The sequence below is a fragment of the Ktedonobacterales bacterium genome (assembly GCA_036557285.1).
Taxonomy (GTDB): Bacteria; Chloroflexota; Ktedonobacteria; order Ktedonobacterales; family DATBGS01; genus DATBHW01.
Map to the genome: position 1 here is coordinate 33,162 of DATBHW010000037.1, position 15,264 is coordinate 48,425.

At 60.0% G+C, this 15,264-nt stretch carries 10 protein-coding genes and 1 other RNA gene; 5 read left to right on the top strand and 6 right to left on the bottom strand.

Annotated elements, in window-relative coordinates:
* The first annotated feature begins 10 nt into the window (after window positions 1-10).
* From argS to VH599_10555, 4 genes are all read left to right on the top strand, one after another.
* Window positions 11-1,771, top strand: a complete 1,761-nt coding sequence (gene argS, locus VH599_10540; protein HEY7348742.1) for an arginine--tRNA ligase — start codon at window positions 11-13, stop codon at window positions 1,769-1,771.
* Between the two features lie 412 nt (window positions 1,772-2,183).
* The gene (locus VH599_10545; protein ID HEY7348743.1) at window positions 2,184-4,835 is read left to right on the top strand and encodes a DNA translocase FtsK; all 2,652 of its coding nucleotides are present in this window, start codon (window positions 2,184-2,186) and stop codon (window positions 4,833-4,835) included.
* Window positions 4,836-5,144: 309 nt separating this feature from the next.
* A complete protein-coding gene (locus VH599_10550) occupies window positions 5,145-5,525 on the top strand; it encodes a hypothetical protein (GenBank protein HEY7348744.1) in 381 nt (126 codons plus the stop codon).
* Between the two features lie 100 nt (window positions 5,526-5,625).
* Window positions 5,626-7,665, top strand: coding sequence for a HAMP domain-containing sensor histidine kinase (locus tag VH599_10555; GenBank protein HEY7348745.1), 2,040 nt, complete (start codon window positions 5,626-5,628; stop codon window positions 7,663-7,665).
* A 20-nt stretch (window positions 7,666-7,685) separates the two neighbouring features.
* Here the strand turns inward: VH599_10555 and VH599_10560 are convergent, their stop codons facing one another.
* The 6 genes from VH599_10560 to ffs form a co-directional block, all read right to left on the bottom strand.
* The gene (locus tag VH599_10560; GenBank protein HEY7348746.1) at window positions 7,686-8,474 is read right to left on the bottom strand and encodes a hypothetical protein; all 789 of its coding nucleotides are present in this window, start codon (window positions 8,472-8,474) and stop codon (window positions 7,686-7,688) included.
* Between the two features lie 223 nt (window positions 8,475-8,697).
* Window positions 8,698-9,792, bottom strand: coding sequence for a recombinase RecA (gene recA / locus VH599_10565; protein HEY7348747.1), 1,095 nt, complete (start codon window positions 9,790-9,792; stop codon window positions 8,698-8,700).
* A gap of 262 nt (window positions 9,793-10,054) precedes the next feature.
* The gene (recR, locus tag VH599_10570) at window positions 10,055-10,654 is read right to left on the bottom strand and encodes a recombination mediator RecR (protein ID HEY7348748.1); all 600 of its coding nucleotides are present in this window, start codon (window positions 10,652-10,654) and stop codon (window positions 10,055-10,057) included.
* A 29-nt stretch (window positions 10,655-10,683) separates the two neighbouring features.
* Entirely contained in the window at window positions 10,684-10,986 is a 303-nt protein-coding gene (locus VH599_10575) for a YbaB/EbfC family nucleoid-associated protein (GenBank protein ID HEY7348749.1), read from the bottom strand.
* 137 nt (window positions 10,987-11,123) lie between these two features.
* Complete coding sequence (gene dnaX / locus VH599_10580; protein HEY7348750.1) at window positions 11,124-13,169, bottom strand: DNA polymerase III subunit gamma/tau; 2,046 nt, start codon at window positions 13,167-13,169, stop codon at window positions 11,124-11,126.
* A 32-nt stretch (window positions 13,170-13,201) separates the two neighbouring features.
* Window positions 13,202-13,467: signal recognition particle sRNA large type (gene ffs, locus VH599_10585), an RNA gene on the bottom strand.
* A gap of 250 nt (window positions 13,468-13,717) precedes the next feature.
* On the opposite strand from ffs, the gene VH599_10590 reads away from it, so the two are divergent.
* Window positions 13,718-15,264: protease pro-enzyme activation domain-containing protein (locus tag VH599_10590; protein ID HEY7348751.1), on the top strand; the 1,547-nt coding region annotated here is incomplete at its 3' end.

Sequence of the window (15,264 nt, forward strand, 5' to 3'; positions counted from 1 at the left end):
AGAAAATGCCGTGATTCGGGACATCATTCAAGAGGTAACAACGCGGGCCGCCCGGGCAGCGCAGAAGGAAGGAACGCTGCCCCAGGTTGAACTGCCCGCTTTTGAGATAGAACGGCCACAATACGTCAGTCATGGCGATTTTGCCGCCAACCTGGCGATGAAGCTGGCAGGCGAGATCAAGCGGGCCACAGGTGAGAAGGCCAATCCGCGCCAGCTTGGCGAAGCCATTGCCGCAGAGGCCAGAAAGCTGGCCGGAGCAGAACCGGATTTTCATCTGGTCGAAACAGTAGAAGTCGCCGGAGCAGGCTTTATTAACTACCGGCTCAGCCCAACCTGGCTCTTCCAGCAGGCTGATCGTGTGCTGGCAGAAGGCGACCACTTTGGGGAAATCGCTCTGGGGCTGGGTGAGCGCGTGAACCTGGAGTTTGTCAGCGCCAACCCAACTGGACAGGTACATGTGGGCAACGGGCGCGGCGCGTTCATCGGCGACACGCTGGGCAACGTCATGCAGGCCGCTGGCTACAATGTCACCAAGGAATATTACTTTAACGACTTTGGGCAGCAGATTTTCAATCTGGGGCGCTCGCTTGCACACTTCCTGGCTCACGAGATCGGCGCGCCGGAGATTCCCAAGATCGAAAACGGCTACTACGATTACTACTACGCCGAACTCGCCAGACAATTCGTTCCCGACGCCGGGCGCTATCTGGCGCTGCCAGAGGCCGAACGCGACGCCGCGCTCGGCAGCCTGGCGGCAACGATCATCATGCAGGGCATCCACCAGACGATGGCGCGGCTGGGCATCCAGTTCGATGTCTGGTTCAGCCAGCATTCGCTGGAAACCAGCGGCGCGCTTCAGGAAGCCATTGCGCTGCTGCGCCAGAAAGGCTACCTCTATGAGCAGGATGGCGCAACCTGGATGCGCAGCACCGACTTTGGCGATGACAAAGATCGGGTGATCCTCAGGAGCAGCGGCGACCCAACCTATATCGCTCCAGACGTGGCCTATATCAAGAACAAGTTTGAGCGCGGCTTCGACCGGATTATCTGGGTGCTGGGACCGGACCATCACGGCTACGTCTCGCGCCTCAAAGCGGCGGCAGGCATGCTGGGCTACGACCCGGACCACGCCATCGTGCTGCTCTATGGGAACGTGACGGTGCAGGGCAAGCGCATTGGTAAGCGGCTGGGGAACGCGATCCCGCTGGATGACCTGCTCGATGAGATCGGCAAAGATGTGACCCGCTTCTTCTTCCTGATGCGCAGCAACGACCAGCATCTGGATTTTGATATGGAACTGGCGCGCGAACAGTCGGAAAAGAATCCGGGGCTGTATGTGCAGTATGCGCACGCCCGCATCGCCAGCATCTTTCGCAAAGTCAGCGAGCGCCTGAACCTGGAAGAACAGCATTTCGCCGGGGCCGATATGCGCCCCCTGGCGGATAACCCGGCTCCCCAGCGCGACGCGCAACTGGCGCTGATGCGCGAGATGCTAGCCCTGGAAGAAGTGATCGAGCGCATCAGCCTGACGCTGGAGCCGCATCACCTGACGAAGTATGCAACCGATCTGGCAACAGCCTTCCATACTTTCTATCATGACTGTCGCGTCTTGCAGGCCGAAGATGAGGCCACGCGGCTGGCGCGGCTGAAGCTCTCGCGGGCCGCGCAGGTCGCCCTGGCGCGGGCGCTGCATCTGATGGGCCTGGAAGCGCCAGAGCGCATGGTCCGCGAAGCCGAGGGCGAAGGAGAAGAGGCTGGAGCAGAGGTATAAGCTCTCTTAGCAGATCACGAACGCCAGAGCGTCCAGCCAGATCATTTTGGCCGCTCTGGTGGTTTCTTTTCTGAATCGGATCAGGTGTACTCCCCTTGAAGTAGCCGGGCAAGTGTGCTATCTTTACCAAGAACCATTCTGTACAGGCATGGAACCGATGCTGGCGTGGGCGAATTGGCGCTTTCTCATGGGCGAAACGGCCCTTTTTTTGCTAAAGAACACCCAGGCAAAACAGCGTGCCAGGCAGGCGTAAATTGGGCGGACGATGGCAGCGGCGCGACTGAAACGTTCGTCATGAAGTTTTGGCGAAGTTTCGGCTTTCTGTTTTCCTGTTACATAGAAGGACCAACCAGCATACCCTGCTGGCGCTCTATAGATTGAGGACGGCGGGCCAGCCCGCTTGTATACAGCCATGCCAGGAAAACATCATGCCTCGCAGGGGTCTGCGAAGTCGGAATACAGCAGCCAGACAAAGGGAGCGCAAGGCTGGAAGCAAATCAACTACGCATCAGGGGGGGAAGTCGCAACCAAAACGGGAGAGAAAGCAACCACCACCAGACCCAGGACAACCAAAAAGAACACGAAGTCGTCCCCAACGCGCACAACGCGCCGTAAAAAGCCAGCCGACGAAAACCCACCTGCGCCACCGACCCGCGACGCCGTCATCATTAACTGGATGCTGAGTTGGCCGGGACATGTCAAGCAAGGCTTTGCCGCAGGCATCTTGCTCGTTTTCACCATCACACTCGCCGTTGGCCTGCTCATCCGCCTGCAATCACACAGCCCGCTGACTGTGCTAGGCAACGCTTTTTATGATCTGCTTGGCTGGGGCGCATATCTGCTCGTCATCGGCCTGACTGCCCTTGCCCTTGCCAATCTGGCCGAGGCCGCAACTCGCACCCGGCTTATTCGCCTGGGGCTGGTGATCCAGTTGAGCATCCTGGGGTGCCTGCTCGTGCTGGGAAGCCGAGTCTTCTTTGGCGGTGATACCGGCCAGCTTTTTGGTGCGCTGCTGACCGCGCCGCTTGCCGGATTCCCCCTCAACGCGCAACAGGTGGGCGTGCTGGGAGCCATAGCCATCATGCTGCTGCTCATCTTTCGTATCACCTTCAGTCATCTACTCGGCGTCCTTCGCTGGCTCTTTGGCGTGCTGCGCTGGTTCTTTGGCGCGCTGGCTGCGCTGGTTCGCGCCATCTTTGGCGGCCTCGCCTCAGCGATTGGCCGCGCCCAGGCACAGCGGGCCGCCGGAAACCTGGCTGCTGCCTTTTTCGAGCCAGAAGAAGAGGCCGATGCCACCCAGACCAATGCCACCGCCGTCGCCAGGGCGCCCTTTCCACGTCTGCGCCGTCGCGCAGAAGGCGTTGTAGCCCTGGATGACGCTGAAGACCTCGCCAGCGCCACGCAGACAGCAGATGGGTCCGCTGGGGACACCATCCCGCCACTGCCCCCCTTGCCCATGAAAAAAGGCGCGGCGGCCAGAGCCACGTCGGGCAAGGCCAGCGGTCCAATCTCCGCAGCAAACGCTGCGCCCGCTGTGCGCTACCAACTTCCGTCCATTACGTTGCTGAACGGCGTCGTTGAGCATCGCCAGCTTCGCCAGGAAGATATGATCGAAGAACTCGCCCGCAAAGTGGAGCGCACGCTGCGCAGCTTTCGGGTGGACGCCGAAGTGCGAAGAGCCGACATTAGCGTTGGCCCAACAGTCATTCGTGTCGGCGTCCGACCAGTGGAAAAGGTCAAGAAAGATTATCGTGGGCATGTCGTTTTGGATGACGAAGGCGAGCCGGTCCTGGTACGCACGCGCGTCAGCCGCATCATGGCCCTGCAAAACGACCTGGCATTGGACCTGGAGGCCAAAAGCATTCGCATGGAAGCGCCTGTGCCTGGTCGTCCCTATGTAGGCGTCGAGATTCCCAATAAACAGAGCCGTCTGGTCACGCTGCGCGAGATTCTGGCGGGCAAAGATTACGAAGAGAGCCGCCGCAAATCCAGGCTGACCGTTGCCCTGGGGCGTGATGTGGCTGGCCGCGCGCGCATCGGCGATCTGGCGCGCTTCCCGCATCTGCTCATCGCCGGAACGACCGGCGCAGGCAAGAGCGTCTGCATCAACAGCATCATCGCCTGCCTTCTGATGCAGACCACACCCGAAGACGTGCGCTTTCTGATGATCGATCCCAAGATGGTCGAACTGACCGGCTTTAACGGCATCCCTCACCTGCTGGCCCCCGTCGTGACCGACGTAGAGAAAGTCATCGGCACCCTCAAGCGCGGCATCAAGGAGATGGAGCGGCGCTATCGCCTCTTCTCGAAAATTGGCGTGCGCAACCTGGAAGCGTATCGCAAGGCCCGCGCCCAGCGCCGGGAATTGGAAACACTGCCCAATATCGTCATCATCATTGACGAACTGGCCGATCTGATGATGGCTGCGCCCGAAGAGGTGGAGAGCTTGATCTGTCGCCTGGCGCAGCTTGCGCGGGCAACCGGCATTCATCTGGTTGTGGCAACCCAGCGGCCATCGGTGGACGTGATTACCGGCCTCATCAAAGCCAACTTCCCCACGCGCATCTCTTTTATGGTCAGTTCATCCATTGACTCGCGGACCATTCTCGACATGGGCGGCGCGGAGCGCCTGCTGGGACGGGGCGACATGCTCTATATGCCAATAGACGCGGGCAAGCCAGAGCGTATCCAGGGTACCTTCCTGGCCGATGATGAATTAGAGCGCATCGTCGAACACTGGCGGCAAACGCCTGCCGGGCATACTCGTCCAGAGCAATCGTGGGAGCCAGTCAGGAACGAAGACGAAGAACATCAGCCTGAAGATGATTTATTCACGCAAGCGGAACAGGTCGTGCGCGAGGCTGGCAAAGCCTCTATTACCCTCTTACAGCGAAGGCTCGGCGTTGGCTATGCCCGCGCCGGACGGCTCATCGATCTGCTGGAGGCGCACAAGATTATTGGCCCTGCAGACCCCAGCGGACGCCCCCGCGAAATCCTCGCGCCAGCCCTGGAAATGCAGGGCGATGCCTGGCCGCCTGTCCCCACTACTCCACAGGCTCCATGACCACTTTTCCCAGGCGGGGCCAGCGCCCGATGAAGCAGGGGCTAGCGTGACCGACGGGCGATCTGCTACAATGCTTCCTGGGAATCTCAAGGGCAAGGTCGCCCCCACAAAACAGCTTGACCAAAACGCCGCGCCCGCCCCCACCTGGTTCCCACGCCTCAGAACAGGCGCAAGCTCAACCAGACAGGCGCAACTCTGGCATAACGAATGCTAGAGATTGCCATGAGGGAGTTGAAACGCTGGGGCAAGAGAGCGGCGGAGTAGCAGACAGAAGAGCAGAGACCAGTCTCTTCAACGGAGGGTGGGAAGATGGCCCAGAGCGCCCAGCAAGCATCAACGAAACAACAGCAGCCACAAAAACACAGACAGCCCAAACGAACAGATCTCATTTTTCATCTGGTCAAGACAGGCAGACTCGTCGTAGCCGTCCTGGGTGATCGGCGGGTATCGTTGGTACGGAAAGGGGCATACCTGGGCGCGCTAGGACTCTTGCTGCTGATACCTCTCCTCCCAGAGATGGCGGCGCAGATCGTCACAGTAGCTTCGTTGTTACTTCCAGTGGAGATTCTGGAGCTTCCGCTTGACGGGGCGATTGATTGGGTGACATTTGCCGTCGCAACCTTCTCCCTGCTGAAACTCTTCCCCAAGGAGATCGTGGGTGAGCATTACGACCGGCTTTTCCGGCGCTAATATAGATCGTGTCGCTGTTACCCTGTAGAAACCGCGCAGCGCCTTTCGCTGTGCGAGCGACGATCTCTTACCCATTCACCGACGTTTGAGGGAATACTCCGTGATTGCGAAAACCCGCCTGGCCTGGCACGCGCCTGATGGCGTCAGCGGCATGCCTCTCGTCGATCCCTTGCACGATCCGGCTGCCCGCCAGGTTCTCGATAATTTGCTTGCCATCCAAATGCAGTTGGAACTGGCGACAGGCATCCCCGTCTCCGTCTACGGCCCAACCGGCCAGACATTACCTGGCATCTCGCCGGTCAGGTCCAGGCCCGGCGAACAAGGAACACCGCTCGCCAAAGATTTGCTGACCCCCAGGAGTTGGCCTCAGCACAGCGGCCAGATGCTGGAAGTCATCTACGGCAGCAACCTGCACTTTTTTATCACGCCCTTTATCCTGGGCAGCGTCCCCCTCGCTCAGATCATTCTGGGGCCGCTCCAGATTTTCGAGCCGGGCGCGCAGGAGAGCCGCGCCGACAGCAGCGAATCGCCCGCTGCGATTACAGCCATGATAGGAGCGCCGGTGCTGGCGTCATGGAAGGCGCAGGCTGCCGCCGAGATCGCCAGAACCCTGGTAAGCAGGCTCAGCATGCCCAACGCTGAGGCGACACCGCGCCTCTCCCCGCCAGAGCAGCCCCTGAGATTGCGCGATGGGGAATCAACGGCTCTGCCGCTGCGTGGAAATACTGTACACAGCCGACCAGAGAGTGCTATACGCCTGGGAGCACTGGCCCAGGATGCCCTGTTGCCCGACAGGTCAGCTACAGAACAGGTACAGACAGTAATCGAGAGTACCCCCATGATCCAGACACCACCCGGAAACCCCGACTCCACGCCAGCATGGCCCGCGCCGCCACGCGCCCTATCAGCAGGCGGCCACCAGACCGAGAACCAGAACAGCGCCGCGAGCTTGTTTCATGCTTTGGTTGAAACCATGCCACAGGCAGTCATTATCAGTGGCGCGCCCGATGGGCATATTGTGCTGGCAAACCGCTCCGCCCGCATGCTCTGGCCGCGATTGCTTGGGAGGCAGGCGCCAGGAGTCGAGACCTCAGCGCCCTTGCGCTCCTGGGTAAGCGCCGATCAGTACCCCCCGGAATGGCTGGGCTTGAGCGTCGCACTCCATCAAGCCGAGTCGTTTCGCGCCGAGATCAGCGTTGAGATCGAGGCTGACCCCTTATCCCAGGGCCAGCCAGCAGAGCAGGCGAAACAGCCACCAACCTCCCCCACTGATACGCTCGTGCGCGGGCCAAGGCAGTACCCCATGCTGGTCAGCGCCTTCCCGCTGCGCACTGCCCAGGGGATCGCCAGCCACGCCGTCGCCATCTTTGAGGATTTGAGCGGCCTGTTGGAGCGCGAACTCTTCAAAGATGAGTTACTCCTGGTGGCGGCACACGATGCCCGCAATCCGCTGACGCTGATTAGCAGCTATGCCCAGCTTCTGGAGCGCAACCTGGCGATGGAAATCCCGCCCGGCCAGGTGTTGGAACGCGCGCGCGGACGCCTGGCCGACATACAAGAGCAGGTCGAACACCTTTCAGAACTAACCGACCAGCTTTACACCGTGACACGTCTGGAGAGCGCCCGGCAGCGCCCCTATAGTGAAACGGTGAACCTGGCGCGCCTCATCCAGCGATCAGCGATTGACCAACAGATGCTGACACCCGGACGAACCATAGAGACAGTGGTTGAGCATGACCCCTGCCAGGTTCAGGGAGACCAGACACAGCTACAACAGATCATCATGCGCCTGCTCAAGAATGCCGTCAGATACAGCCATCCTGACAAGCCTATCAGCGTGTCTCTGCGCTGCACCCCCGAAAACAACCCGCTGTGGGCAGAGGTTAGCGTGCGCGATCAGGGCGTGGGCATTCCCCGCGCCGATCTCCCCCATATTTTCGAGCGTTTTTATCGGGTCATCGGCAACGAGCAGCGGGCGCGCGTGGCCGGGATTCGCCCCCCAGGCAACGAGCCAACCAACCTGGGGCTGGGCCTCTATCTCTGTAAGCAGTTGATTGAACGCATGGGCGGACATATCTGGGCAGAAAGCGTGGAGGGGAAAGGAACCATCGTGAGCTTTACAGCGCCGCTGAAGCAGTAGCTCGCGCGCTGACAGCAGAGCTAATCGTTTGCAGCCGATTCTGCCCGCCAGATCGCCACCTGATGGTTGACAAAATCAATATACCCCAGGGTATTGTTACCATCAGAGGAGGGGGCGTAAATGGGCAGAATTGCTTCAACCGTCTTGATGCCCCGGTTAACGAAGAAAATACGCATATAGTGGAACCAGCCTGCAATCCCTTCAGGCCAGGTAGGCCAGCAGGCCCAGCGCCCGCAGCGTGTATCGCTCGCCAGCCCCTGTGTATAGCCAGGGTTATGGTAGGTAGCAGCTACCGAACCATCGGACGCCTCGCGGCTCTCTTTCATCCAGAAAGCCAGGGCAAAGACAGGATCGATCCCATATTGGATACCAGAGGCGTACACATCCCCGGCATAGGGCAAGATAGGGCTGTTGACCCGTTCGAGAACACGCTCGATCTCCACCACCGAAATCGTCGGGCTGCGCGCGATCAGACTTGCTGGCGGCTTTGTCGGCACAGGGGTGGGGGGCGGCGGCGCTGGCACCAGGCCCAATAATTGGCCGCCGAAGTTCAATACATTCGGCGCTAACCCTTCAACCAGCCCGGTTCCTATCAGCGCCAGCCCAAAAATAGCGGCAAAGAGGCCCAGACGCATCCCACGCCAGCGGACTGGCAACGCAAGCCGCAGCCTGGGCGCTTTTGAGGGAACCGGCGGCGTGTCAGGCGACTCTCCAGCCCTCGCTGGCAAGGCTTTCGGCTGCGCCGGAGGAAGCGGCGCAGTAATTACCGTAAGCTGTCTTGCCAGTTGCTCGCGTTCCTCAGGGGTCATCGCCAGGTCATCCTCCGTCTGATGAGCTTGCTGGCTCCCAACAAGCCAGGTCACAGGTGGTTTGGAGGAAGCACGCCTCCACTCTGAACACTCTAGCACAGGAAGCATTCTTCAGACAATGCTACAGCCGAGCTATCAGGACCAAGGTACTATTACAGGCAGCGAGGAGCCGGAAACCAGGCAGTACCTGGTTTCCGGCTCCTCGCTGCCTGTAGAGTGCGGGCTATTCCTCTTCTTCAGCAGCCGCGCCAGCAGCCGCGGCGGCCCCATCGGCTGGCTTGTAACTGCTGATATTGGTGCGGATTTGCTGATCAATCGCGGCAGCCACATCCGAGTTCTGGCGCAAATACTCTTTGGCGTTCTCGCGGCCCTGGCCCAGACGAATATCGCCCACCGTAAACCACGCGCCGCTCTTCTTTACAATACCCATCTCCAGGCCCAGATCGAGCAGCCCGCCCTCGCGGGAGATACCCTCGTTAAACATGATGTCAAACTCAGCAACCTTGAAAGGCGGGGCCACTTTGTTCTTGACCACCTTGACCTTCGTGCGGTTGCCCACCACATCCGTACCCATCTTCAGGCTCTCAATGCGGCGAATCTCCAGACGCACCGAGGAGTAAAACTTGAGCGCCCGCCCACCTGGCGTGACTTCCGGGTTGCCAAACATCACGCCCACCTTCTCACGAAGCTGGTTGGTGAAGACCACCGCCGTCTTGGAGTTATTGATCGCGCCCGTCAGCTTGCGCAGCGCCTGGCTCATTAAGCGCGCCTGCAAGCCCACATGGGCATCACCCATCTCGCCTTCGATCTCAGCGCGTGGCGCAAGCGCCGCCACCGAATCAACCACCACCACATCAATCGCGCCGCTGCGCACCAGCATCTCGACGATCTCCAGACCCTGCTCCGCCGTATCTGGCTGCGAGATCAGCAGATCGCTCGTGTTAATGCCGCACTTCTCAGCATAGCTGGGGTCCAGGGCATGCTCGGCATCTACGAACGCCGCCACACCGCCCTTCGCCTGCGCCTGCGCGATGATATGCTGACAGAGGGTCGTTTTGCCAGAAGATTCCGGGCCGTAGATTTCGGTGACACGACCACGCGGGATACCGCCTATCCCCAGAGCTAGATCAAGACCCACCGAGCCGGTAGGAATTGACTCAACAAAGATCTTGGCGCGCGCCTCGCCCAGCTTCATGATCGCGCCCTTGCCAAACCGGCGCTCAATCTGTGACACCGCCATTTCCAGGGCTTTTTCGCGCTCTGAGGTGTTTGCGCCTGGCGCTGCGCTGATCCCTACGCTGCTCCGCTCTGCCGCCATATGATAATCTCCTCTCGGACTGGCATCGCCGCCTGTGGGCTTTATCTCCGCCCTGGCACAGCGCCAGCCTTACACCTTTCATCATCTGATGAATAGCTCAATGAGTTGGGGAAACCTTGAACAAGTGTACTATAGTTGAAGGCATTTCGTCAAGTCCTGCCATTGCGCTTGAACGCTCGCTGGCGCCTGCCCTCACAACATATATATCTTCTTTTCGACACAGACAAAAACGGAACGCGGGGCCGCCCGGCAGCCCCGCCATTCACATGCCCTGGCGGCCCTCCAGCGCGCGGCTCAGCGTCCCCTCATCAGCATATTCCAGGTCGCCCCCAATCGGCAGGCCACGCGCCAGCCGGGTCACTTTGACGCCATGCTGAGCCAGCAGCGGCGCGATGTACTCAGCGGTATAGTCGCCTTCATAGTTGGGGTTCGTCGCCAGAATGACCTCGCGGACGGAGCCATCCGCTACCCGCCGCACCAGTTCCTCGATACGCAAATCTTTGGGGCCAATGCCCTCAATTGGCGAAAGCGCGCCATGCAGCACATGATAGAGGCCCTTGAACACCCCCGTCTTCTCCAGGGCCAGCACATCCAGCGGCTCTTCCACCACGCAGATCAGGCCATGTTCGCGTTGGGGACTCGCGCAGATGGCGCAGGGGCTGGTCTCAGTGATGTTAAAGCACACCGAACAGGAGATAATGCTCTCTTTGACGCGCGTAATCGCCTCGGCCAGACGGCGCGCCTGATCGGCTGGGCTGCGCAAGATAAAAAAGGTGAGGCGCTGCGCCGTCTTGGGGCCAATGCCCGGCAATTTCGCAAATTCTTCAATGAGCGCCGTCACCGGCGCGGCAGTCGTTTGCATAGCTCTCCCCAGCGCGACATTAATTGAAACTAGAACATCCCTGGCATCTTCATGCCGCCCATCATACCGCCAAACATCTTCTCTTGCTGCGCCCGCACCTTCTCGAAAGCATCATGAGCAGCGGCAATGATCAAGTCCTCAAGCGAGGCCACATCTTCAGGGTCCACCGCCTCAGGCGAAATCTTGACGGCCAGCACCTCATACGTCCCCTTGAGCGTCAGCGAGACAGCGCCGCCGCCCGCCGTACCCTCGAAGGAGGAATTCGCCAGCTCCTCCTGCATCTTCATCACTTTCTGCTGCATCTGCTGGAGGGCTTTCATATTAAATGCCATGACTCGTGGAGGCTCCTTTCGGGGGTCGCTCGCAAAAACAATCAGGGATCAGCAGCGCAGGACATCCGCCGGGAGAAGCTGCCACACACTTCCAGAGCAGGGCTTTTCCCGCGCGCTGCCCTTTCATTATACGACATCTACTCGCCCAGTGACTCCCACTCGACCAGTTTCGCGCCATAGGTTTTGATAATCTCTTCGACCACCGGATCCTGGCGCACCTTTGCCTCAAGTGGATTCGCCGGGGGAGCGGACGCCTGGGCAGGACTTGCCCTCCTTGGCGGAGCAGCGGACACGCCATATCCATTCTGAGAGGGCAGGGCATCTGATGATCGCCCTGCGGGCGCAGCGCCGTTTGCCGGAGCGTCAGACAACCGGGTCGGCGCGGCGGGCTGAACTGACTCAGCCTGGCGATCTGCTTCGGACGCTGCCCCCGGCTCCTGCGGCCCTGCTGCGCGCCCCTTGTCCGACTGAATGGAAGGTAGAGCAGGGGCCACAGTCACAGAGACCGGAATAGGCTCGTCTTTCTGGAGAAACCGGCAACTGCAAGGAACCTGAAGAATCTCTCGCAAGGCCCACTCCACCACACCCCGGCTCTCCGGCTCCAACAGCCGTTTATAGTGGAAATCAAACTCTACTTGAATGAACACTTCGCACCCATCCGTGTTGGTGACAGCGACCGGATGGGCGTCGTTGAGCAAGGCCGCCAGCTTGTTAGTCTTCGTCTTGCAGGCTTTCTTAATCATCTCCCACTGGCTGACGGCAATTTCCAACGCCAGGCCAGGCAATGGCGCAGCCAGCGCCGCCGCAGCTTCTTGCTCATCATCCACAGACGCGCCAGACGCAAAAGACACCTCAACGCCAGCGCCCGCTTCTCCTGCCAGGGAGGCGGCGCCAATCGTTTGGACCGCTGCCGAAGGCGATCCGGGCGGCTCCGCAGCGCCGCTGGCCTGAGTATCCTCCCCAGGCGCGGGCGGGAGGGCGTGGGCCGTATGGCGCGGTTCAGGGGCCGACGCTGAGGAGGCAGGGCGCTGAGGAGGTCTGGCGGGGCTGTTCATCGGACTGTTCGGCGCATCGCCAGCCGCCTCCGTTCGCTGACGATGTAAATGCAGGCAATCAATAAAAGCCAGTTCTACCGCCAACTGAGGGATCGTAAGAGCGCGAGCGCCGACATCATTCTGCGAAAACAGGCGCGCGCAGGCGGAAAGCTCATCCAATGCGAACGACCCGGCAAGCTGGCGAATCTCATCAGCCTCTTCCGGGGTGCGATCCAGCACCGCGACCACATCCGCGCCAGCCCTGGCAAGCATCATCGCCCGCCAGTATTCGGCCACCTGCGCGCTCAACTGGCGCAAATCCGCTCCCGCCTCGGCCAGTTGGTTAATCAAATGCAGGCCATCCGCGCCGCGCAGCAAGGCGATATGCTCGACCAGCTCGCGCACCGCATGCGGGTCGGCCAGGCCCAGCATCTCCTGCACCCCGCTCTGTGTCACCGTCTGGCCCATCGCTGCAATAGCCTGATCGAGCATGCTCAGCGCGTCACGCATCCCGCCGCCCGCAGCGCGGGCCAGCAAATCTGCCGCGCCGTTTTCCAGCGTGACGCCCTCTTGTCCGGCCACATACTGAAGATGCCGAACAGTATTACGGAAGGTATGGCGCTTAAAATAAAAGGGCTGACAGCGCGAAACGATGGTGGCAGGTATGCGCTCCGCATCTGTCGTCGCCAGCACAAAGATCACATAGGGAGGCGGCTCTTCCAGCGTTTTCAGCAGCGCATTAAAGGCTGGCTCGGTCAGCATATGCGCCTCGTCCAGCACATACAGCTTATATTTCCCGCTGACGGGCCTGACGGCAACCCTCTCGCGTAGGTCACGAATCTCATCAATGCCGCGATTCGAGGCCGCGTCAATCTCAATCACATCCAGCGAGCGGTTCTCGGTGATCTCGCGGCAGTTCGGGCAGACGTTGCAGGGTTCGCCGCTTTGAGGATTCTGGCAGTTTAGCGTCTTGGCGAGCAAACGCGCCGCGCTCGTCTTGCCGGTGCCGCGCGGCCCGCAAAAGAGATAGGCATGGACAACGCGCCCCGACTGTAGCTCATTCTTGAGGGTCTGCACCACAGCTTCCTGGCCGATCAGTTCCTGAAAAGTCTGTGAGCGCCATTTACGATAGAGGGCTTGTGATGCCATTGGCGTATCCCCCAAAGGGCAAAAAGAAGCGGTCGTGCACCCACCTTCGACTCGCGCCCATCAATCCACCACCGGCTGCCAACTCAGGCCAGGCTCCCCTGCGTCACCCAGGGAGGTTTCCTTACCGCTGCTTCAATCACGATCTGACGGGGTTCGGAAACATCTGCCGCGCAGGACCCAACCATCAACGCCACATACCGTTCACAAGAGTCACTTCGATAAGCCGCAGAGTGGGAATTCAATCCCGCATTTTGAGCGTTTCGGGTTCAGGGTGGCCCAAGCACCCCATCTAGCACGACCTGATTTGTATTTTATCCGCTCCCAGGCCAGGTGTCAAGAATCGGCTTGGGTGAACTACTTGATCTCTGTATGCTCTGTGCCTACCTATCACCCAATATACCCATCTCCCTGCTTGCTTACGGATCTGCATAAGATGACTACCCATTGAATATAGAACATGTTTTCAACTTTGTCAACTTGAGGAGGCGAAGGGTCATGGGTCACTGGCGCTCAGTGAATTACTCCACAGCCAGGAGATGAGCAACTTCATGGGCAAACGGACAGAAGCGCGGTATAGTTGGGGTAATCTCATCGTCTTTTCAGTCGTGTGCAGGAAGGAGGGGGCGCGGCAGCGGAATCAGCCCTTTCGCAGCGCGTTCACTGGTATGAGCGACCATCTCACCGTTTCTCGTCTCCTGGGGAGGCATATACTGTTCCGTCTGCTGCCAGGTTTGGCTGCGCTGGGCTTCATCCTGGCAGGCTGTGGCAATCCCACAACCACCCAGAACCAGCGCTCCAGCACCCCAGTCTCGCTACCCGCTATCCCTGCGCTTGGTGGGCTACCAGCGGGGATAGTCAATGCGCTGCCCGCTGGCGGCCTCTCTCCCGATACCACCTTGCAATTGACCATCGGACTCAAGACCAACCGCCAGGCATTGGCCGATGATCTGGCCGCCATGTCCGACCCTTCTTCCCCACACTACGGCCAATTTCTCACCCCGGCTGAAGTCGCGCAGCGCTATGGCGCATCCCAAAGTACCATTGACACCGTGACCCATTTTTTCACCTCGCAAGGCTTTAAAGTCGTTGCCCTTTCGTCCCTGCGCGATAGCCTGACCGTCTCTGGGACCATCCTCCAGATTGCTGCCGCCCTGCACGTGGTTACACAAAACTTCCAACAACACGGGAAGACCTTCTTTGCTCCGGCGGGAGACGTGACCCTGCCGCCTGATATTCAACAATACATCACCTCCATCCTGGGAATGAGCGACTTTGGGCAGCCCAACCCCAAGCCCACGCCACCACCTGATCTGCCGCCAGCCTGTAAGGGTGAATCAGGCACCCGGCCCGAAGCAATTGCCAACACCTATCACTACACTGACGCCTACAACGCGGGCTATACCGGCAAAGGCATCAGCATCGGCGTTGTCGAGTTTAACGACGATGTTTCCGAAAAAGATGTGAATACCTTCCTGAGTTGCACCACCGGCGGCAAGCTCCATCGGCAACTGGTGCGCGTCAACGGCGGCGCCGTCGCCACCGATGACGGCTCCACAGGAGAAGCCGAACTGGATTTTGAATACCTGGCTGCCCTGGCTCCAGACGCGCAGTTGGTGGAATATCAATACAACTTCTGCGCGAGTATCATCTGTCTGCCAGATACCCCCTCCTTCCCGGCAGCATATGAGGCTGTGCTCAGCAAGATTGCCCAGGACGGGCGCGTGCAGGTCGCCAGCGCCAGTTGGGGCGCCGACGAGCAATTCTTTAGCCGCAGCGAATTGTTTGCCATTGACCAGACCATTCAGCGTATGGCCGCCGAAGGCATTACCCTGGCGGTGGCGTCAGGCGATTGCGCCGCCTTTGACGATGGCACGTATGGCAAACCCACCATTGACTTCCCTAGCTCGGACCCCTACGCCCTCGCAGTTGGCGGCACGGTCCTCGCCACGGATGGCACAGGAACCCGCGCCAGCGAGCCAGCCTGGTCCAGCGCCAACCCGGATAAAGGCCAGTGCGATAATTCCTGGGGAACAGGGGGCGGCGTGAGCGTCGTCTGGCGCCAACCAAGCTGGCAGAAAGGGGCGGGCGTGAAAAA

Bases quoted from the DNA above. Each gene is read 5' to 3' on its own strand.
- VH599_10575 (HEY7348749.1), bottom strand. From the start codon at position 10,986: ATGGCATTTAATATGAAAGCCCTCCAGCAGATGCAGCAGAAAGTGATG.
- recR (HEY7348748.1), bottom strand. From the start codon at position 10,654: ATGCAAACGACTGCCGCGCCGGTGACGGCGCTCATTGAAGAATTTGCG.
- recA (HEY7348747.1), bottom strand. From the start codon at position 9,792: ATGGCGGCAGAGCGGAGCAGCGTAGGGATCAGCGCAGCGCCAGGCGCA.
- dnaX (HEY7348750.1), bottom strand. From the start codon at position 13,169: ATGGCATCACAAGCCCTCTATCGTAAATGGCGCTCACAGACTTTTCAG.
- VH599_10560 (HEY7348746.1), bottom strand. From the start codon at position 8,474: ATGACCCCTGAGGAACGCGAGCAACTGGCAAGACAGCTTACGGTAATT.
- VH599_10545 (HEY7348743.1), top strand. From the start codon at position 2,184: ATGCCAGGAAAACATCATGCCTCGCAGGGGTCTGCGAAGTCGGAATAC.
- VH599_10550 (HEY7348744.1), top strand. From the start codon at position 5,145: ATGGCCCAGAGCGCCCAGCAAGCATCAACGAAACAACAGCAGCCACAA.